This window comes from Streptomyces bugieae (genome assembly GCF_036352915.1).
Classification (GTDB): domain Bacteria; phylum Actinomycetota; class Actinomycetes; order Streptomycetales; family Streptomycetaceae; genus Streptomyces; species Streptomyces endophytica.
Window position 1 is genome coordinate 101,719 of record NZ_JAZBJP010000011.1, and the last position, 18,826, is coordinate 120,544.

Below are 18,826 nucleotides of genomic sequence, written 5' to 3' on the forward strand. Positions count from 1 at the left end.
GCGGTCAGCGGATGCGGCGCGCGAGCCAGGGGCTGAGCGCCCCGCCCAGGATCAGCTCCTTGTACGTCTCATCGCCGGGCAGCGGGACGACCAGCCACTGCCCCGGCGGGAAGAACCGCGTCTTGACGTGGGCCAGGCCGCCGTGAACGGACCGCAGGAACGCCGGCACCGCATCCCGCGGCACATCCGCGAACTCCACCCCGTCCACGGTGATCTTCGCATCGTCCTCCGGGAACAACTGGACGGTGACCGCCGGGTCCCCGCCCAGCTCCACGAACGCCTCGTGCGGCAGCGAGCCGTCCGGGTCCAGCACGGCGAACGCCCCGGCTGAGGTGCGCCGGGAGGTCACGTCCGCACCGATGTCGTCCGTGACGGTCACCTCGAGCCGGTACTCCTCGGCGACCTCCCGGACGGCCGTGACGGCGGACTCGGTGGTGGGCAGATGCGGCCGCTGCCGCGGGCCCGGGGTGGAATTTCCCATACCCCCGATCATGCCACCGGCCGCTCCCGGGCCCGGACGCACGGCCGCGCACGACTACACCCGCCACACCCCGTCCCGCATCAGCTCCCGCCCCGCGATCTCGTTCACCTCGCGCCACGCCAGGATCCGGCGCGGCCGGAAGACGAGGAACACCCAGGCCTCCCGGCCGCGCGGGTCCCAGCCGAGCTTCTCGGCGAACGCCTTGCCCGTGTCGTCGGGCAGCGCGTCGGAGGCGACGGTCTCGGCCGTGCTCTCGATGAGGACCACGTCCCGGGTGGGGCCGAGCGCCACCCAGCAGGCACCGTTGGCCCGGAGGTTGCGGGCCGTCGGGTTGTTCTTCTTCGTGGCCATCACCAGCCGTTCGTCGTGCCAGACGAAGGACAGCGGCACAAGCCAGGGCGTGCCGTCGGTGGACGCCGAGGAGACCCAGGCGTCCTCGTCCGTGGTCAGCCGTGCGAGCGCATCGCGCTTCCGCTGCCCGGCGTCGCGGGCCGGTGGGGTGGTGGCCATGCGCTGAGGCTAGCGATCCACCCCTCTCGCCGCCTCGGGCCCGCGCTGTACGCCCTGGGGCCTAGGACCGGTTCGCGGGGCCGCGGGCGGGTGAGGTGGCCCGAGCGCATCCACCGCAGCAGAACCACGGGTTGCCGGCCTCGGGAGAACCACGAGTTGAGAACCACGAGGTGAGAACCAGGGGTTGAGAACCACGGGTTGAGGTGGGGTCAACCCGTGGTGCGATGACCGGGGCGGGCGTTCATGGAACCGTTGAGGACACGAACAGCCAGTCAGGCTGAACCGCCGGTCGGCTCAACCGCCGGTCGGCTCAACCGCCGGTCGGCTCAGCAGCCGGTCAGGCCGAACAGCACGTCAGACGACGTCCCTATCCCCTCCGGGAGGCTCCCCATGTCCACGCTCACCGCCTTCACCCACCCCGTCGACCCCCGCCCCCTCGATGCCCTCCCCCTCGATCCCCGCTTCCTCGGCGTCCGCTCCCTCGATGTTCGCCCTACCCGCCCCGGCTCTCACCACCATGCCGACGAACCGGGGCCGGCGCCGCCGCGGTGCCTAGTCGCGCACCGGCACGGAGACGTACGACGGATCGTCCGCGGGCGAGGAGAACGTCAGCCGGGCGCCGGACGGATTGTGCTCGATGTACAGCGGATCGACGGTGTCCACGACCACCGCCAGCTTGTGCCCGGCCGGGACGTCGTACGCGGTGGAGAACAGCTCCATGTCCACGCCGAAGGGCTGCCCGGGCGTCTTGCCGTGGAAGGTGAACGGCGCGTGGGTGACCAACTTGCCGACGCCGAGCGGGCCGACGTCGTAGAGGTACGCGATCGCGGTACCGCTCTCGGCGGTGCTGGTGACGGTGGTGTGCAGACGGGTGGTGCCGCGGACCCGCTGCCCGGTCTCGTAGCGCTCGGTCTGCCAGACGGCGGCCAGCGAGCGCGGCAGCAGCGGGATCGAGGCCATCGGCGGCAGCCGGAAGAACTGGTCCAGCATGCTGGAGAGGAAGATCAGTCCGCCGTCGGCGCCGGAGTCCCAGTTGGTGTTGATCTGCCGGCTGCCGTCCAGCGCGATCTTCCGGTGCGCGGACGGCACGTCCTTCCAGCTCTTGTAGCCCTCGTAGGCGCCGGTGGAACGGGACTTGAGCAGCACCGGAGATTCCTTGTCGATCCCGTTGTCGGCGCCCTTGAGGTAGTGGTCGAACCACCGCTTGGTGTCGGTCCAGGTGTCGTTGGGCAGCCCGAACAACCCGAGGCCCTCAGCGGTCGCATGGTCGCCGGGCCGGAACTCCAGCCGCTTCGGCCCCTTGAGCTTCTCGAAGAAGTCGGCGTACTGGTTGGGCGGGAAGAGCGAATCGCCCCACGCGTTGCCCAGCATGATCGCCGCGCCGTTGGCGTTGATCCGGTCGAGATAGGTGGCGGGGGAGCGCTTCTTCCCCCAGGCGATCAGGTCCTTCTCCTTGGAGAGGTTGGAGGCCAGGAAGTCCTTGAGGACGGTACGGAGTTCGGGGCTCGGCCGCCCGGTCAGCTCACCCGCGCCGCCGAGCATCGCCGCCGCCTGCAGATGCTGGGTCCGTTCGCTGTAGATCGAGTCGATCAGGTTGGCCCAGCCGCTGAGCGCCGCAACCACCTTGATCCGCTTGTCGAACGCGGCGGCCAGCAGACTGATCCCGGCCCCGTACGAGACGCCACCCATACCGACCTTCTGCGGATCGGCAGGGGTGTTCGCCAGCGCCCAGTCGATGACCTTCGAGGCATCGGCGATGTCCTCCGGCCCGGCGGTCTCGATCTGCCCGCCGGACTGCCAGAAGCCGCGCGAGTTGTATCCGACGACCACATATCCCGCGTCGGCCAGCTTCTTGGCCTGCGCCATGTACTCGACCTGCGGCATCGCCCAGCTGGTGGGCAGCACGATGACCGGGTAGCGCCGGGTCCCGTCCGCACCGGCCGGGGTGAAGACGTTGGCCTTGAGGGTGATCCCGCCGTCGCCCTTGATGTCGACGAACCGCACGGAGGCAGAGCCGGCGGATGCCGTGGCCGCGGGGGCGGCTTCCGGGGTCGCCGCCTGGGCGGTGGCCGGTGCGCCGGTGAGCACGGTCGTGGCCAGCACCGCCGCCGAAACGGTGCCGATCGCGGCGCGCAGGGTCGTACGGGAGGGGGTCATCATCTGCTCCAGATCTCGATGCGAGCCGGCCGCACGCTGTCTGGGACAGGAGGGGGCATACGCCCGGCCCGAGGTGACTGGAGAGTAAAGTCCGACCCTTACCGAAGGTAACCCATCGGTAGGTTACGGGTGGGTAACAGCCTTGGGTCGGGGGTGAGTCAGGGTGAGTTGGAGTGAGTCCGGGAGAGGTACGGCTGACTCCGGGCGAGGGTGGGCGAGTTGGGGTGAGACTGTTCGGCTCGGGGGCGGGTTGCGCTCCCCCGACGGAGCCGGGCGACGCCAGCTCCGGGGGGGGGGGGGGTGACCGCGGCGGAGCCGGGCGGCGCCAGCCGCGTCCGGGCCGTGTTCGGTCATGTCGGGCTGCGTCGAGGGGGGATCGCGGCCGCTGTGGGGCGGGCGGGCCGGGCGGGGCGGTCGAGTGTGGGCGACGTCGGGCCGTGTCCGGCTGCGTCAGGCCGCATCGGGTCGTTTCCGGTCGCGTCGGGGTCGCGTCGGGTTGTTTCCGGTCGCGTCGGGGTCGTGTCGGGATGAGTTCAGTCGTGGCGGGGTGAGTTTGTGCGGGCTGGCCTCGTCTGGCCGCGTGGGTCAAGTTGGGCTGCGCCTAGACGAGTTGGCGCGAGTAGGAGGGGCGGGGGTGACGGGCTGAGTTGGGTGAAGCGGGTGGCGTTGGGTCGCGTGTGGCCGCGTCTGGCTGCGTGTGGCTGCGGCGCAGCGGGTTGCGCTGCACCGCGATGAGTTGGTGCAGGTTGGGGCGTGGGCTGAGTGGGTGCGGCGGGGGAAGTTGCGTGGGTTGGGCGGGACCGGGGCAGGTCTGGCTGCCTCTGGTTGCGGCGGGTCCGGTTGGGGTGAGTCGGGGGTGAGCCGGGGCGAGTTGGGGTCGGGGGAGGAGTGGCGGGGTGGGGAGGGGCGGGGACGGGGGGAGTCAAGGATGGGACGGTAGTTGGAAGGCGATGCGTTGGGGAGGGGCAGTTCATGGAGGCGGCTGGGAAGGTTGGGGCGGCGGAGGTGCGGACGCCGTTTGATGTGAGTGAGCGGCGTGCCTGGGCGGGGAGTGCGGCCGTCTACGAGGCTGGGTTCGGCAGGCTGTGTGCGTATCCGGTGCCCGCGCTGCTCGACGCTGCTGGAGTGGGGCCTGGCATGCGGGTGCTCGACGTGGGGACGGGCCCGGGGTCGGTCGCCGCGGCGGCGGGTGTGTGTGGTGCGCAGGTGGTGGCGGTGGATGCCGAAGCCGGGATGGCTCGGCGTGCGGCTCAGGCGGTTCCGGATGCTTCGGTATACGTAGCCGCGCTGCCTCAACTCCCTTTTCGCTCCGACCAGTTCGATGCGACCGTGGGCAACTTCGTGCTCAATCATGTGGGGCGGCCGCGGGTGGCGCTCGCGGAGTTGCGTCGGGTGACCCGGCCGGGCGGCTGGATCGCGCTCACCATCTGGGCGGTGCCGGCGGCGTCCGGGCAGGCGCTGCTCGGGCGGGCCGCAGCGGCAGCCGGGGTGCCCCGGCCGGCCGATGTGCCCGCGCTCGCTCCGGAGGACGACTTCCCGCGTACGGAGGAGGGGCTCACGGCGCTGCTGGATGAGGCCGGGCTGACGGAGACGGGGTGTCGTTCGCTGGCCTGGGACCATCACACGACGGCGGAGGAATGGTGGCAGGGGCCCGCGGCGGGGGTGGCCACGATTGGACGGGTGGTTACCAGTCAGGGGATGGAGGGAGTCGAGCGGGTTCGGCGGCACTTTGCCCTGCTGGCCGAGGAGTTCATGGACGGGGGCGGTGATCTGGTGCTGCCGCACCGGGCGTTGCTGGCGTATGGGCGAGTGCGCCGCCCGGCAGCGTGAGAGGACCCTTCCGCGTCGCGTGGGCGGCGAACGAGGGTCCCCTTCCGAGTGGCGCGGGCGGCGAACCGCCGCCCAGTACCGATCTGTCGTCGTACAGTGCTGAACTGTCCTGCCGGGCAAGAGACTTCGGATGGCCATCGACAAGGCCTGCTGTCTCGTCCCGACCTTCGAAGGCCCGGACGAGACAGCGGCTCTACGGAGTGTTCGCCGTCGCCCTCGACGAGATGGCGAGGGTCGGCCCGGTCCGGGTGGTGGTCGGTTTGTGGTCACCGAGGCCAGCTGGGTCACGTACGCCGGCGGCGTCGGCCGGCAGCCGGCGCAGCAGTTGCTGGGCAGCGACGTGTCTCCGGTCGTGGCCCCGGATCGGCTGGCGCCGGGGCGATTCGACGACTGAGCCGACCACGAGGTGAGTGAGACCGCACTCGGCCACTACCGCGGCCTCTACGACGCACACTGAGCGGGAAGAGCGGGAGGCGTGGCGGCGTCCTACCTTGCGGTGGCGGTGGAGAGGGTGGTCAGGAAGGCGGACAGGGCGGCGTTGAAGTCGTCCTCCCGCTCCAGATTGGGCATGTGGGCTGCCTCGGGGATGATCGCCAGGGTGCTGTCCGGGATGCGACGGTGCAGGTCGCGGGCGTCGCTCACGGGGGTGTACGCGTCTTCCGTGCCGACGACCACCAGTGCTGGTACGGACATCCGCGTGAGCAGCTCCCGGTAGTCGGGGCGTTCGGCGCGGCCGCGCAGGGCGGCCGCCGCGCCCTCGGGCGGGGTGCCGGTCATCATGCCCAGGACGTGTGCGGCGACCTCCGGCCGGGCTTCGATCGTGCTCGGTGCAATCATCTTGTCGAGCACCTCCTGCGCGTAGCCAGCCATCCCCTCGCGCAGCAGGCGCTCGGCCATCGCCCGGCGACCTGCTTTGCCCTCGTCGGTTTCGGGCGCCGCGAAGGTGTCGGCGAGTACCACGCCGCGGATCCGCTCGGGGAAGAGGCGGTAGCACTCCATGACGATCTGGCCGCCCATGGAGAGCCCGCCCAGTACGCAGCGCTCGATGCCCAGGTGGTCCAGCAGTCCGGCGATGTCGCGGGCGAAGGTCTCCAGCGGAGTGATGCCCGGGACGACCGAACTCTCACCGTAACCCCGCAGGTCAGGAGCGATCACCCGTCGGCCGGCCCGGCTGAGGTGGTCGATTTGCGGGCGCCACATGGAGCGGTCGAAGGGGTGCCCGTGGATGAGTACCAGCGGCTCGCCGCCGTCCCCGTTTTGGCGGCCCTCCTGCTGTTCGCCCGCATCCTCGTAGCCGACGGTGATTTCACCTATGACGACCGATCCCATGCTGGAAATCCCCTCTACGGCAATGTGACGCCCTCGATGCTATGGGGTGCAATTACTCGGCACAATAGGGATAATGTGCTCGGTGCAATGTGGCGGCATGCGTGATGCTGCCAATGCCCAATGCCCAATGCCCAATGCCCAATGCCCAATGTCGAATGTCGAATGTTGAATGCCGTCGCGGCAGGTGACGCCGAGGGCGAAGGTGAGGGCGAGGGTGAGGGCGAGGGTGGGCGGGTGCGCCGGGCCTGAGGCCGGGGCCAGGCCCGAACCCGGGGACCTGGAAGGCGGATGACGAGAGACGGAAGACGAGAGGCGGAAGACGAGAGACGGAAAACGGGGGGACGGGAAGATGGGAAGACGGGGAGCGGGGAAAAGGTGACGATGGACGACTATCGAGTGCTGGCCGATGGGTTGGCGGCGGATATCGCGGCGGGGCGGTTGCGGCCCGGGGACCGGTTGCCGCCGTTGCGGCGGTTCGCCCGGGACCGGCGGATCGCCAGTTCCACCGCGGCCCGGGTGTACCGCGAACTGGGCCGTCGCGGCCTGACCGTCGGCGAGGTCGGCCGCGGCACCTACGTCCGTACCGCCGCACCGCGCGCCGAAGCCGCCCTGGCCGAACCGGCGGAGGCCCGGATCGACCTGGAGCTCAACTTCCCGGTCCTGCCCGAGCATCCCGCGCTGCTCGCCAAGAGCCTCGAACGCCTGGTGCGTCCCGACGCCTTGGGCGCCGCGCTCCGTTCGATGGGTCCGGCCGGTACGGCCGCGGCGCGGCAGGTCGCGGCGGCCCATCTCGTTCGGGCCGACTGGGCCCCGGATCCCGGCCAGTTGCTCTTCGCGGGCAACGGGCGGCAGGCGGTGGCCGCCGCGATCGCCGCGCTGGTGCCGGCCGGCGAACGGCTGGGCGTCGAAGCGCTGACGTACCCGGTGGTCAAGGGCATCGCGGCCCGGCTGGGCGTCACCCTCGTTCCGCTCGCCATGGACGAGTACGGTCTGACGCCCGCCGCGGTCCGGGCCGCCGCCCCGCTGCGCGCCGTCTACCTCCAACCGGCGCTGCACAACCCCCTCGGCATCACGATGCCCGATCGACGACGAGATGAACTGGTCCTCACCGCACGGGAGTTGGACCTGCGGATCGTCGAGGACGCGATCTACGGTTTTCTGCGCCCCGACCTCCCGCCGCTGGCGGCTCTGGCGCCGGAACGTACCGTGGTGATCGACAGCCTGTCCAAGCGGCTGGCGCCCGGCCTGTCCCTCGGGTTCCTCACGGTGCCCGACGGCCTCACCCGCGAACTGGCGGCCGCCCTCCGGTCGGGGACCTGGACCGCGTCCCGCTTCGCGCTGGAGGCGGCCACCGGCTGGATGGCCGACGGGACCGCGGCGGCCCTTGAGGAGGCCAAGCGCACCGATGCGGCCGAGCGCCAGCGGATCGTCGCCGACCGGCTGGGCGGCTTCCGTATCCGGGCGGATCCGCAGGCGTACCACTGCTGGTGGGACCTGCCGGAGCCGTGGCGGGCCGACACGTTCGTCGCGGCTGCCGCGCGGCGGGGGATCGCGGTCACCCCGGCCGGAGCGTTCGCCGTCGGCACGGGGCACGCCCCCAACGCCGTACGCCTGGCGCTCGCCTCCCCGCCGCTCGACGCCCTGGCCGAAGCGCTCGACGTCCTGGCCGGGCTGGCCCGGGGCGTACCGGAGGACAGCGGTCCGGGGGAGTGAGCGGGCGGTCGGGACGGTGGCTCGGACGGCCATGAGGCGCGGGGCCGGATTGGGATGGCCAGGACGCGTGGGGCCGGTCGGGACAGCCGAGACGCGTGGAACCGGCTGGGACGGCCAGGAAGTGTGCGAACGGTCGGGACGGCCAGGAAGTGTGCGGACGGTCGGGATGGCCGGGACGTGTGAGGGCGGCAGGGGCAGCCGAGACGGGTGGGGACGGTCGGGAAGGCCGCAGCGGGTGAGGACGGCCGGGACGGCCGGGACGGCCGAGACGGGGTGGCCCAGACGGATGGGCACGGCCAAGACGGGTCAGGGCACCTGGGGCAGTCGGAACGGTCGTCGGGAGCCGCTCCGGTCCCTCTGCTCCGGTCCCTCCGCTCCGGTGGCGCTCAGGTTCAGCTCATCGCCCCTCCGCTCTGGTGGCGCTCAGGTGCAGTTCATCGCCCCTCGGTTCAGGTTCAGCTCATCGACCCTGCTTAGGTGCCGCTCATCATGTCCCCGAGGCCGGTGCGGAGGTCGTCGGCGTTCATCACCGGCTGGAGCGCGACCTTCGCGTTCAGGTCCATGAAGAACGATTCGAGGACCGGCGGCATCTGGGAGGACTGCTGCATGTCGAAATAGAAGAAGCAGGTGCGCTCGCCGTCTTCGAGGGTGAAGTACGACGCCTCGGGCTGCAGGGCGGCGTACGCCGCCTCCATGATCTTCAACAGGGTGCCGTTCCTGAGTACCGCGTTGCCCGCCTCGGTCGGTATCCGGGCCTTCAGGACCATCCTCATCGGACTCACTCCTCGACTGACTGTGGAGTCCCCGTCCCCGTCTGTCCCTGTGTCTGTGTCTGTGCGTGTTCGTGTGCGTATGCCTGTGTACGTGCCTGTGCGTGTACCTGTGTCTGACTCTGGGGCCCGTCTGTCTGTCCCCGTATCTGCGCCAGCGTCCTGTTTGTTTCAGCGTCTCACGGCACGGCGCGACGGTCAGGCCAGGCAGTCCGGCGATCAGGGCAGCCCGGCGATCAGGACGGCCCGGCGATCAGGCAGCCCGGCAGCCCGGCAACCAGGAAGCCGGGCCGACGGCCGGGGCTGTGGCCGCCCCGCGGTCAGTGCAGCGGCTCGGGGCGGCCGGTGGGCGGTACTTCCTCGGCCGGTGGCACCGGGCCCGGCGGCGTGCCGTCGCCGAACGGCCGGCCGCCCAACTCCGCGCGGTGGTGCGGGGTCAGCCAGCCGGACAGGTCCGGCCCGACCGGGACCAGGCCGGTCGGATTGATGCCCGTGTGCACCCGGTAGTAGTGCTGCTTGATGTGGTGGAAGTCGACGGTGTCGCCGAAGCCCGGGGTCTGGAAGAGGTCCTTGGCGTACGCCCACAGCACCGGGTCCTCGGCCAGCTTGAACCCGTTGCACTTGAAGTGACCGTGGTAGACGGCGTCGAAGCGGACCAGCGTGGTGAACAGCCGGATGTCGGCCTCGGTGATCGTGTCGCCCACGAGGTAGCGGCGGTCCGCGAGCCGCTCGGACAGCAGGTCCAGGCGCCGGAAGAGATCGTGGAAGGCGGACTCGTACTCGCTCTGCCCGGTGGCGAATCCGGCCCGGTAGACCCCGTTGTTGACGTCGCGGTAGACGCCCGCCATGACAACGTCGATCTCCTCGCGCAACGGCTCCGGATACAGGTCCGGCGCGCCGGGCCGGTGCAGTGCCGTCCACTCTGTCGCGAGGTCCAGCGTGATCTGCTGGAAGTCGTTGGTGACCAGTTGGCCGCTGGGGATGTCCACGATGGCGGGCACGCTGACCCCACCGGGGTAGTCCTTCTCCCGGGCGTCGTACGCCTCCCTGAGGTAGCCGATGCCCAACACGGGGTCGCGGCCGTCCGGATCCAGGGTGAAGCGCCAGCTGCGGTCGTCCTGGATGGGGTCGGCGATGGCGAGCGAGAGCGCGTCCTCCAGCCCGAGCAGCCGCCGGGAGATCACGGCGCGGCTCGCCCACGGGCAGGCACGGCTGGCCACCAGACGGTAGCGGCCGGCCTCGACCGGCCACCCGTCGCGGCCGTCCACCGTGATGCGGTCGGCGAAGTGGCTCTTCGAGCGCTTGAAGGGCTTGCTGCCGTACGCGGCGTTGCCGTCGCCCTTGCCACTGCTGCCGCTGCCGCTTCCCGTGCCGCTCCCGCTGCCGCTTCCCTTGCCGTTCCCGCTGTCGTTGCCACTTCCCCTGCCGTTGCCGGGCATCGTCGGCTCCTTCCGTCTGCGGTGGCGCGGACCCCCGGGCCATTGCGTGCCCCTCGTGTTCTCCATCGTGTGCCCTCCGGGCCCGGACCTCATGGCGGGGATCCGGGGCCCGTGCGGTGATTCCGGTGGGCACCCGCACCCGCACCCGCGGCCGCACCCGCACCCGCGGCCGCACCCGCACCCGCGTCCGCGGCCGCGCCGGAATTCCGCATTTCGCGCCCCTTGCCGCAGGTCGCGTTCCTTGCACCAAGCCGCGCGCTCACGAAAGGTCGGGTGCCTTGCGGTGGAATTCCTGAAAAATGCGGGATGGAATGTGAGAGAGGTGTCCTACCGGACCTGTTCAGCGACCCGGGGCACTGCCTACCATCGCCCGATGATCAAGAAAGCATTCAGCGTCGCCCTGGTGGGCGCCGCACTCCTGACACCGTCCGCGACCGCCGGCGCGGCGCAGGGCTGGCAGCGCGTCGGGGACGGCATCACGGCCGGTCTCAGCGGCATCGTGGTCGACGGCCGGCACGGCGACACGGTGGACACCCTCGCCGTCCGCGACAACAAGAAGCCCGGCGAGAACCGCCTGGTCGCGGTCGCCTACCGTCCCGGCGCGGCACCCCGGGTGACCCCCGTGACCTGGCGCGGCACCCTGCCCGTCGACCTCGAGGCGATCGACGCCGTACCGGGCCGGGCCCATGAGTACGTGGCCCTGGCGAGCGACGGAACGGCGTACCGCATTCGCCGCGAGAACACCACCGTCCAGGTACTGCGTACCTTCCGGCTGCCCGGTGTTTCGTCTGACGGAAACTACGAAGGATTTGCGCTGGCCGCCGTCGGGCACCGGAAAATAGCCGCGGTCTGGGCGGACCGGGGAAGCGATGATCACCCCGGGAAGCTCACCGCGGCGGAATGGAACTCGGCCACCAATGCATTCGGTTCCCGGGATTCCGCGAAATTCCGGGCACCGTACCCCAAGAAGGACGTCCGGCAGATCTCCGACGTGAAGCTCTCCGCCGACGGCGCGCTCACCGTGTCGTCCACCTCGGATCCGGGCGACGACGGGCCGTTCGACTCCGCGCTCTACGCCGCCGGGCACCTCTCCGTCGGCAAGCACGGCGCCGTCCGGCTGAAGGTGTCCGACGCACCGAAGCGGCTCGCCACCTTCTCCGGGCACAAGATAGAGGCGCTGGCCTGTCTGCCGAAGTCCCACAAGGGCGTCCTCGGCTCGGACGACGAGAACGCCGGCGGCTCGATCACCGAGGCGTCCTTCTGCCGTCCGTGACGGGCGCCTCTTGTCGTCGGTGACGGTGGCCTTCTGCCGTCCGTGAGGGGCGCCACTTGTCGTCGGTGACGGTGGCCTTCTGCCGTCCGTGACGGGCGCCTCCTGCCGTCCGTGACGGAGTTCCGCCGTCCGTAGTGGGCGTTACGGGGCAGCCGTCCCTGCCCCACCCCCCATCCCGCCCCACCCCGCCCCACCTCGTGCCCCCGCCCCTCTCTCCCCCCGCCTCACCCCAAGTGGGTCAGGTCCGGCCGCAGTCGGTGCCAGATCGGGTGGCGCAGGCGGCCGGCCGAGGTCCAGCCGCTGAAGGCGATCTCGGCGACGAGCCGGGGCTCGGCCCAGTGGGCGTCCGACGCGTCCACCGGGTTGACGAACGGGGAGCGGTCGAGCGGGATCACCCCCAGGTACTGCGCCAGTTCGCGGCGCTCCCGTTCGGACAGCCCCGAGCCGACCGAACCGACGTACCGCAGCCCGGACGGTTCCGCCACCCCCGCGAGCACGGAACCGGGCAGTCCGGCCAGCGTGCCGTGCCCCTCCAGCCAGCCGCCGATGACCACGTCGAGGGTCTCCAGATGCTTGGTCTTGCGCCACTCGGGTGACCGGACCCCGGGCAGGTACACGGAGGTGAGCCGCTTGGCCACCACGCCTTCGAGGCCGCCCTGCAGCGAGGCCTCCCAGGCCTGCTGACCGTGACCCTCCACGAAGCCGGGCACCGACCAGTTGGGGCCGCGCAGTCCCAGCCCGGCCAGTGCGGTGCGCCGCTCGAAGTACGGCGCGCCCAGCAGCGGCCCCTCCAGAAACATGAGGTCGAACAGGACCAGGTGGACCGGGTGCTCCATGGCCAGCCGGGCGGTGCGGCGCGGATTCACCACGCCCATCCGGCGCTGCAGCAGCCCGAAGTCCGGCCGGCCGCGCGGATCGAGGACCACGACCTCGCCGTCCAGCACCGCGATCCGGCCCCGCAGCTGCTCCCCGAGCGGCGCCAGCTCCGGATACGTGGTCGTGGCGTCGTTGCCCGCCCGGGTGACCAGCCGGATCGTGCCGTCGCCCGCGGTGTTGACGATGCACCGCGCGCCGTCCCATTTGGCCTCGAACGCCCAGGCCGCCTCCTCGTGCGGGGCGGGCAGCGGCCCGACCGAGGCCAGCATCGGCTCGATCACGGGGTACGGGGCCGGGCCGCGCCCGGTGGTGGGGGCCATGGTTCGATCATCGGCCGACGGGCAGGGGTTCGCAGAACGACGCCGGACCGCCTGAGCGGGGCCCTCGTCCGCCGGCCGGATCAGTCGTCGGGCCGCCGGAAGACCAGCAGATAGCGCCAGAAGAGCAGCCGGCGGATGCGGCACCCGGGGAGCAGCTCCGCGGCCTGCCGACGGATCCGGGAGAGCGGCACGGTCGGCGGGGCGGTCGGCGCCCGTACCGGGTCCGCCGCGCCGGACGGCCGGAGCGCCTCCGCCGCGCCGACCGCGAGCCGGGCGGCGGCGTTCGCCGGTACGGCGGCCAGGCTCCAGGCGTAGTCGGCCGTCGTCCGCTCCGGATAGCAACCGAGGACGGCCAGCACACCACCGGGCGCGAGCGACGCCCGCAGTGTGCTCACCGTCTCGAAGGGCATGTGGTGCAGGCTCGCCAGGCAGGAGATGAAGTCGTAGTGCCCCGGCGGGAGTTGGAGCCGGGCCGCGTCCGCCTGCTGGTAGCGCACCGGCGGTCCGCCGGGCGTTCCCGCGGTCGCCGCGCGGGCCCGGTCGAGCGCCTCGGCCGACGGATCGACCGCATGGACGTCGATGCCCCGCGCCGCCAGCCGCCGCGCGAACCGCCCGGTGCCGCACCCCACGTCGAGGGCCGTACGACAGCCCGGGGGCAGCTGCCGTAACAGCAGTCGGTGGTAGTGGTCGTTGTGATCGAACGGCATGGGGTGACTGTACGGGGCCCCCACGGCAGGGATGTCGCCCCGAGGTGCGGGTGCCCCCGGGCGCAGCCGGCCCCCGCCCTGTTCCCTAAGATCGTTTGCGGTATGCCGAGAGGCGTGGACCGAGCGAGCGACGGAAGCGACGGAGGGGTGCCGATGAGTCGGGGAGTGCTGGTCACGGGGGCCTCGCGGGGGATCGGGCGGGCGGTTGCCGAGCGGTTCGCCGCGGACGGGGACCGGGTCGCGCTGCATTACGCGACCCGGCGCGAGGCGGCGGAGGAGGCCTTCGCCGGGCTCGCGGGGAGCGGACACGTGCTGGTGCACGGGGACGTGAGCACGCCGGAGGGGGCCGAGGCGGTGGTCGCGGCCGCCGTGGAGGGGCTGGGCGGCGTCGACGTGCTGGTCAACAACGCCGCGGCGAACGAGCCGCACCCGCTGGACCGCACCCCGTTCGAGGACTGGCAGCGGGCCTGGCGGCGGATCGTGGACGTCAACCTGCTCGGTGCGGCGCACGTGAGCTACTGCGCGGCGCGGAACATGATCGAGCGCGAGGTGGAGGGCCGGATCGTCAACATCGGCTCGCGCGGCGCGTTCCGCGGCGAGCCGGACCATCCGGCGTACGGCGCGACGAAGGCGGCGCTGCACGCGATGGGCCAGTCGCTGGCGGTGCACCTCGCGCCGTACGGGATCGCGGTGGCGTCGGTGGCGCCGGGCTTCGTGACCACCGAGCGGGTCGCGGACCGGCTGACGGAGGAGGTGCGGCAGCAGAGTCCGTTCGGGCGGGTCGCCGCGCCCCTGGACGTGGCGTCGGCCGTCCACTACCTCGCCTCACCGGAGGCGGTCTGGTCCTCGGGGGCCGTACTGGACGTGAACGGTGCCTCGCATCTGAGGTGAGCCCGGGAACGGGGAAGCCCCGGCCGAACGGGGGAATTCGGCCGGGGCAGCTTGGGGGAGGGCGCTCGGCGCCGCTTCCAATTGAACGGTAAACCATAGGGGAGAGCAACGCGCTGCGAAGTGACCGTTCTCACCCATTGGTACCTTTTTGTGATCGTTCGGTGACGGGGTCGAAGCCGGCCGCCGCCTCGCGCCTGCGGTCCGCGTGGCTCACGGCTCGATGCGGGCGCGGTACCACCGAACGCGGGGCGCCCGACGGGCCTACGGGCTGACCGCCAGCACGATGTACGCGGCCAGCAGGGTGAGGTGGATGCCGCCCTGCAGCGGGGTGGCCCGGCCGGGGATCACCGTCAGGGTTCCCACGATCACGGTCAGCGCGAGCAGCACCATATGGCTGGCCCCCAGGCCCAGGACCAGCGGCACCGGCAGCCAGATCGTGGCCAGCGCGACCGCGGGGATGGTCAGGCCGATGCTGGCCATCGCCGAGCCGAGACCGAGGTTCAGACTGGTCTGCACGCGGTCGCGGCGGGCCGCGCGGACCGCCGCGATGGTCTCCGGCAGCAGCACCAGCAGCGCGATCACGATGCCCACGACCGACGACGGAAGACCGGCCGCGGCCACCCCGGACTCGATGGCCGGCGACACCCCCTTGGCCAGCCCGACCACCGCGATCAGCGCCAGCGCCAGCAGCCCCAGGCTGAGCAGCGCGGCCCGCGCGGTCGGCGGGTCGGCATGGTCCTCGGTGTCGATCACCTCGCCGGACGAGGTCACCGGCAGGAAGTAGTCCCGGTGCCGGACCGTCTGGGTGGTCACGAACAGGCCGTAGAGCACCAGCGCGGCCAGCGCCGCGAAGACCAGCTGCGGGGTGGAGAACCGCGGGCCCGGCGTGGACGTGGTGAACGTCGGCAGCACCAGGCTCAGCCCGGCCACCGTCGCGACCGACGCCAACGCGGCCCCGGTCCCCTCGGCGTTGAAGACGGCCACCTTCCGCTTGAGCGCGCCGACCAGCAGACACAGCCCGACGATCCCGTTGCAGGTGATCATCACCGCCGCGAAGACGGTGTCCCGGGCCAGCGCGGCGCTCTTCTCCCCGCCGTCCGCCATCAACGTGACGATCAGCGCCACCTCGATGACGGTCACCGCGACCGCCAGCACCAGCGACCCGAACGGCTCGCCCACCCGGTGCGCGATCACCTCCGCGTGGTGCACCGCGGACAGCACCGCCCCGGCCAGGAAGTACGACACCAGCCCGATCAGTGGGGGCGGGAGCGACCGCCCCCACGTCAGGACCAGCAGCACCGCCGCCAGCACCGGCACCACCGTCGTCCAGTGCAGGAGGGGCGAACGGAGAGATGCGATCATGCCGACGAGCTTCGCAGATCAGCCGGACATATCCCGGCAAAAGCACCGCTCTCAGGCCCGCCGCGGCACCGCTCTCAAGCCCGCCGCGGCACCGCGCTCAGACCGCCGCCCGATGCCCCTTCGGCTCCGCCGGCGCGGTCGCGGCCTTGGTGACGTCCGCGACCAGCTCGACCACGTCCGGCCCGTACGCCTGCGAGTTGACCACCTTCAGCAGCAGGCAGAACTGGCCGTCGGCACCGTGCCGGCGCGCCAGCCGGGCCCGGTTGCGGACGAGATGGCGGACCGCGGCCCGGTGGGTGACCGGACGCTGCCCGGCCGCCAGGAACACCGGACGGCCGCCCTCGCCCGCCGTCAGCCGGGCCAGCAGCACGTACTCCACCGCCCCCGGCTCCATCCGGTACGCCGTACCGCCGATGGTGAAGGTGCCGCGGCCGGCCCCGGACTCGTCGCCCGGGTGCACCGCGACCCCCGGCAGCAGACTGGCCACATGGGCCGCCAGCCGGCGGTGCGCGGTGGGGTCGCCGACGCAGAACTCGGTGCGCGCCCCGAACCCCTGGAGCCCGGTGTCGTGCGGGGCCACCTCCGGGTGCGCACCGCAGTTCTCGACCACCGCGGCCAGCCCCAGCAGCGCCAGCGCGTCATGGCGCGGGATCGACCAGTGCGGCGAGGAGCTGTCGCGGTGGGTGACCAGCACGCACTCCGAACCGCCCGGCAGCCCGAAGAAGCTCTGTTCGCGGGCCAGCTTCCGGCGCGCCGCGGCCGCTTGGCCGGCCCAGCCCGCCACCAGCCCCACGACGAGGGCCGCGGCCGCCACGGTCAGGAGCAGCAGGGTGTCATCCATGGCCGGGGAGCGTAGCGGCTGCCCGCCCGCGTGTTCGAGGGCGGGGCACCGGACGCCCGCGGAAAGCGGCTCCGCCGGCCCGCCGTCGGCCCGTCGTACACCACCGCCCGGGATGTCCGCCGGATGTCCGGAACGTCACGCCACCGCCGTCCCGCGGCCGCTGTGTGCCGTCCGTGTGTCGTCGATGTACCGTCCCGCGCGGCGTCGTTGATGGGCGCGGCGGCGCCGATTAGCCTCCTGGGACCGTTCGTTCGAATGAGCGGTCCCAGGGAGGGCACGCAGCGTGAGCGTTGACGAGAGCCAGGACAGTGCGACCGGGGCCCCGGCCCGGCGCACCGGGACCGCGGCCGGGGAACTGGAGGGGCTCGCCGAGCAGTCCCGGGCGCTGGCCGCCGGCAGCGTGACCTCCACCGCGCTGGTCCGGCGCTCGCTGGAGCGCATCGAGGCCACCCAGGGCACCGTCAACGCCTTCCGGCGGGTACGCCCGGAGGCGGCGCTCACGGAGGCCGCCGAGGCCGACCGCAGACTCGCCGCCGGCGAGCGGCTGCCGCTGCTCGGCGTGCCGGTCGCCGTCAAGGACGACACCGACGTGGCCGGCGAGCCCACCGCGTTCGGCTGCGCCGGTGAATTCCCGCCGAAGGAGCGCGACTCGGAGGTGGTCCGGCGGCTGCGCGCGGCCGGCGCGGTCATCGTCGGCAAGACCAACGCCTGCGAACTGGGCCAGTGGCCGTTCACCGAGGGCCCGGCCTTCGGCAACACCTGCAACCCCTGGAACCTCGCGCACACCCCGGGCGGATCCTCCGGCGGCTCGGCCGCCGCGGTCGCCGCCGGCCTGGTGGCCGCGGCCCTCGGCACCGACGGCGCCGGCTCGGTAAGGATCCCCGCCGCCTGGTCCCACCTGGTCGGCATCAAACCCCAGCGCGGCCGCATCTCCACCTGGCCGGACCCCGAGGCGTTCCAGGGGATCACCGGCATCGGCCCGCTCGCCCGTACGGTCGAGGACGCGGCGCTGCTGCTGGACGTGGCCGCCGGCAACCACGCCGGCGACCTGCACCGCCCGCCCGCCATCGCGGCCCACGAAGCGGTCCGCCGCGACCCGGGCCGGCTGCGGATCGCGCTGTCCTGGAAGGCGGCCACCACCTTCACCCGCAAACCACTGCACCCCGACGTCCGGGCCGCGGTCACCGACGTGGCCCGCACCCTGGTCCGGCTCGGCCACTTCGTCGAGGAGGCCGAGCCGGACTACGGGCTGGTGGGGCTGGCCTTCGTCCCGCGGGCCACGGTCGGGGTGGGGGAGTGGGCCGCCCGGGTCCCCGACCGCTCCCTGCTGGACCGCCGGACGCGGGGGTCGGCGCGGCTGGGCCGGCTGCTGAGCGGGCCCGTGCTGCGCCGCGCCCGCGCCGCCGAGAGGCGCCAACAGCAGCGCGTCGGCGCCCTGTTCGGCCCCTACGACGTCCTGCTCACTCCCACCACCGCGACCCCGCCGCCGCGCATCGGCACCCTCGCCAAGATGAGCGGCTGGCGCACGGATCAGGCCATGATCGCGGCCTGCCCGTACGCCTGGCCGTGGAACGTCCTCGGCTGGCCGGGCGTGAGCGTGCCGGCCGGGTTCAGCGCGGACGGCCTGCCGCTGGGCGCCCAGCTCCTCGGCCCGGCCCACGGCGAACCGCGCCTGATCTCGCTGGCCGCCCAGCTCGAAGCCGAACTCCGCTGGTACGAGCACCGGCCGCCCGCCCACCCGGCCCGGGTCGACGGCGCCGTGGTCAGCCGAGGAGAGTGAGGACCGCCTCGGTGGTGCCGGTCTCGCCCAGCCGCGGGAAGACCTTCTCCAGGCTGTTGCGGTGCGCCGCCTCGTCCAGGTCCGCCATGGCGTCGGTGACCAGGGTGACGTGGTAGCCGTGCTCGTGCGCGGCGCGGGCGGTGGACTCCACGCCGATGCTGGTGGCGATGCCGGCCAGCACGATCTGGGTCACCCCGCGGTCGCGCAGCTCCCGGTCCAGCCCGGTGCCGTGGAAGGCGCCCCACCGCCGCTTGCTGACGGTCAGGTCGCCGGGCTGCCGGTCCAGTTCGGGCACCAGCTCCGCCCAGTCGGCCGGCGGCGTGCCGCCACCCGACGGGAACTCCGTACGGCCGGGTGCGCCGCCGGTGACGTTCACCAGGACGACCGGCAGGTCCCGGGCGCGGAACGCGGCGGCCAGCCGGGCGGCCCGCCCGACGACGTCGGCGGCGGGCACCGGGACGACGGGCAGCCCGGTGATCCCCTTCTGCAGGTCGATCAGGACCAGGGCGGTCTGCGGGTCGAGGGTGGTGACGGACATGAACACTCC

17 protein-coding genes are annotated in these 18,826 nt (G+C 72.4%); 6 read left to right on the top strand and 11 right to left on the bottom strand.

The genetic code is table 11. From position 1 onward, the window contains the following. Positions 1–4: 4 nt before the first annotated feature. From V2J85_RS19710 to V2J85_RS19720, 3 genes are all read right to left on the bottom strand, one after another. Positions 5–481: a hypothetical protein gene (locus V2J85_RS19710; protein WP_261954934.1), complete on the bottom strand. Its 477-nt coding sequence runs from the start codon at positions 479–481 to the stop codon at positions 5–7. 54 nt (positions 482–535) lie between these two features. Continuing rightward, positions 536–991: a pyridoxamine 5'-phosphate oxidase family protein gene (locus V2J85_RS19715; protein ID WP_261954933.1), complete on the bottom strand. Its 456-nt coding sequence runs from the start codon at positions 989–991 to the stop codon at positions 536–538. 552 nt (positions 992–1,543) lie between these two features. Beyond that, on the bottom strand, positions 1,544–3,148 hold the full coding sequence (locus V2J85_RS19720) for a CocE/NonD family hydrolase (RefSeq protein ID WP_261954932.1): 1,605 nt from the start codon (positions 3,146–3,148) through the stop codon (positions 1,544–1,546). Between the two features lie 972 nt (positions 3,149–4,120). Between V2J85_RS19720 and V2J85_RS19725 the strand changes: the two genes are divergently transcribed. Further along, positions 4,121–4,978 (top strand): class I SAM-dependent methyltransferase, encoded by an 858-nt coding sequence (locus V2J85_RS19725; RefSeq protein ID WP_330822337.1) that lies wholly within the window; start codon positions 4,121–4,123, stop codon positions 4,976–4,978. Between the two features lie 130 nt (positions 4,979–5,108). Further along, positions 5,109–5,372 carry a hypothetical protein gene (locus V2J85_RS19730; protein WP_330822338.1) on the top strand — a complete coding sequence of 88 codons (264 nt, stop codon included), beginning with the start codon at positions 5,109–5,111 and terminating at the stop codon, positions 5,370–5,372. Positions 5,373–5,464: 92 nt separating this feature from the next. Here V2J85_RS19730 and V2J85_RS19735 read toward each other — a convergent pair whose 3' ends face one another. Beyond that, positions 5,465–6,307 carry an alpha/beta fold hydrolase gene (locus tag V2J85_RS19735; protein WP_330822339.1) on the bottom strand — a complete coding sequence of 281 codons (843 nt, stop codon included), beginning with the start codon at positions 6,305–6,307 and terminating at the stop codon, positions 5,465–5,467. A gap of 381 nt (positions 6,308–6,688) precedes the next feature. Between V2J85_RS19735 and V2J85_RS19740 the strand changes: the two genes are divergently transcribed. Then, the gene (locus V2J85_RS19740; protein WP_261954929.1) at positions 6,689–8,020 is read left to right on the top strand and encodes an aminotransferase-like domain-containing protein; all 1,332 of its coding nucleotides are present in this window, start codon (positions 6,689–6,691) and stop codon (positions 8,018–8,020) included. 473 nt (positions 8,021–8,493) lie between these two features. Here the strand turns inward: V2J85_RS19740 and V2J85_RS19745 are convergent, their stop codons facing one another. Together V2J85_RS19745 and V2J85_RS19750 are read right to left on the bottom strand one after the other, a co-directional pair. Further along, positions 8,494–8,793: a hypothetical protein gene (locus V2J85_RS19745; protein ID WP_261954928.1), complete on the bottom strand. Its 300-nt coding sequence runs from the start codon at positions 8,791–8,793 to the stop codon at positions 8,494–8,496. 317 nt (positions 8,794–9,110) lie between these two features. Continuing rightward, entirely contained in the window at positions 9,111–10,229 is a 1,119-nt protein-coding gene (locus V2J85_RS19750; RefSeq protein WP_330822341.1) for a glutathione S-transferase family protein, read from the bottom strand. Between the two features lie 373 nt (positions 10,230–10,602). On the opposite strand from V2J85_RS19750, the gene V2J85_RS19755 reads away from it, so the two are divergent. After that, positions 10,603–11,502 carry a hypothetical protein gene (locus tag V2J85_RS19755; protein WP_330822342.1) on the top strand — a complete coding sequence of 300 codons (900 nt, stop codon included), beginning with the start codon at positions 10,603–10,605 and terminating at the stop codon, positions 11,500–11,502. Positions 11,503–11,726: 224 nt separating this feature from the next. Here V2J85_RS19755 and ligD read toward each other — a convergent pair whose 3' ends face one another. Next, positions 11,727–12,698: a non-homologous end-joining DNA ligase gene (gene ligD / locus V2J85_RS19760; RefSeq protein ID WP_261954925.1), complete on the bottom strand. Its 972-nt coding sequence runs from the start codon at positions 12,696–12,698 to the stop codon at positions 11,727–11,729. 80 nt (positions 12,699–12,778) lie between these two features. Beyond that, entirely contained in the window at positions 12,779–13,405 is a 627-nt protein-coding gene (locus V2J85_RS19765) for a class I SAM-dependent methyltransferase (protein WP_330822344.1), read from the bottom strand. Positions 13,406–13,558: 153 nt separating this feature from the next. Here V2J85_RS19765 and V2J85_RS19770 point away from each other — a divergent pair, with 153 nt between their 5' ends. Beyond that, on the top strand, positions 13,559–14,296 hold the full coding sequence (locus V2J85_RS19770; RefSeq protein WP_261954923.1) for an SDR family NAD(P)-dependent oxidoreductase: 738 nt from the start codon (positions 13,559–13,561) through the stop codon (positions 14,294–14,296). A gap of 261 nt (positions 14,297–14,557) precedes the next feature. Here V2J85_RS19770 and V2J85_RS19775 read toward each other — a convergent pair whose 3' ends face one another. After that, on the bottom strand, positions 14,558–15,658 hold the full coding sequence (locus V2J85_RS19775) for a calcium:cation antiporter (RefSeq protein WP_330822345.1): 1,101 nt from the start codon (positions 15,656–15,658) through the stop codon (positions 14,558–14,560). Between the two features lie 97 nt (positions 15,659–15,755). Then, complete coding sequence (locus V2J85_RS19780; protein WP_261954921.1) at positions 15,756–16,499, bottom strand: hypothetical protein; 744 nt, start codon at positions 16,497–16,499, stop codon at positions 15,756–15,758. Positions 16,500–16,782: 283 nt separating this feature from the next. On the opposite strand from V2J85_RS19780, the gene V2J85_RS19785 reads away from it, so the two are divergent. Beyond that, positions 16,783–18,279 carry an amidase gene (locus V2J85_RS19785; RefSeq protein ID WP_261954920.1) on the top strand — a complete coding sequence of 499 codons (1,497 nt, stop codon included), beginning with the start codon at positions 16,783–16,785 and terminating at the stop codon, positions 18,277–18,279. Here the strand turns inward: V2J85_RS19785 and V2J85_RS19790 are convergent. After that, complete coding sequence (locus tag V2J85_RS19790) at positions 18,263–18,817, bottom strand: isochorismatase family protein (RefSeq protein WP_330822346.1); 555 nt, start codon at positions 18,815–18,817, stop codon at positions 18,263–18,265. The genes V2J85_RS19785 and V2J85_RS19790 overlap by 17 nt on opposite strands. Between the last annotated feature and the right edge of the window lie 9 nt (positions 18,818–18,826).

Coding starts and splice junctions, on each gene's coding strand:
- V2J85_RS19710 (WP_261954934.1), bottom strand. CDS start 481: ATGGGAAATTCCACCCCGGGCCCGCGGCAGCGGCCGCATCTGCCCACC.
- V2J85_RS19715 (WP_261954933.1), bottom strand. CDS start 991: ATGGCCACCACCCCACCGGCCCGCGACGCCGGGCAGCGGAAGCGCGAT.
- V2J85_RS19720 (WP_261954932.1), bottom strand. CDS start 3,148: ATGACCCCCTCCCGTACGACCCTGCGCGCCGCGATCGGCACCGTTTCG.
- V2J85_RS19725 (WP_330822337.1), top strand. CDS start 4,121: ATGGAGGCGGCTGGGAAGGTTGGGGCGGCGGAGGTGCGGACGCCGTTT.
- V2J85_RS19730 (WP_330822338.1), top strand. CDS start 5,109: ATGGCCATCGACAAGGCCTGCTGTCTCGTCCCGACCTTCGAAGGCCCG.
- V2J85_RS19735 (WP_330822339.1), bottom strand. CDS start 6,307: ATGGGATCGGTCGTCATAGGTGAAATCACCGTCGGCTACGAGGATGCG.
- V2J85_RS19740 (WP_261954929.1), top strand. CDS start 6,689: ATGGACGACTATCGAGTGCTGGCCGATGGGTTGGCGGCGGATATCGCG.
- V2J85_RS19745 (WP_261954928.1), bottom strand. CDS start 8,793: ATGAGGATGGTCCTGAAGGCCCGGATACCGACCGAGGCGGGCAACGCG.
- V2J85_RS19750 (WP_330822341.1), bottom strand. CDS start 10,229: ATGCCCGGCAACGGCAGGGGAAGTGGCAACGACAGCGGGAACGGCAAG.
- V2J85_RS19755 (WP_330822342.1), top strand. CDS start 10,603: ATGATCAAGAAAGCATTCAGCGTCGCCCTGGTGGGCGCCGCACTCCTG.
- ligD (WP_261954925.1), bottom strand. CDS start 12,698: ATGGCCCCCACCACCGGGCGCGGCCCGGCCCCGTACCCCGTGATCGAG.
- V2J85_RS19765 (WP_330822344.1), bottom strand. CDS start 13,405: ATGCCGTTCGATCACAACGACCACTACCACCGACTGCTGTTACGGCAG.
- V2J85_RS19770 (WP_261954923.1), top strand. CDS start 13,559: ATGAGTCGGGGAGTGCTGGTCACGGGGGCCTCGCGGGGGATCGGGCGG.
- V2J85_RS19775 (WP_330822345.1), bottom strand. CDS start 15,658: ATGATCGCATCTCTCCGTTCGCCCCTCCTGCACTGGACGACGGTGGTG.
- V2J85_RS19780 (WP_261954921.1), bottom strand. CDS start 16,499: ATGGATGACACCCTGCTGCTCCTGACCGTGGCGGCCGCGGCCCTCGTC.
- V2J85_RS19790 (WP_330822346.1), bottom strand. CDS start 18,817: ATGTCCGTCACCACCCTCGACCCGCAGACCGCCCTGGTCCTGATCGAC.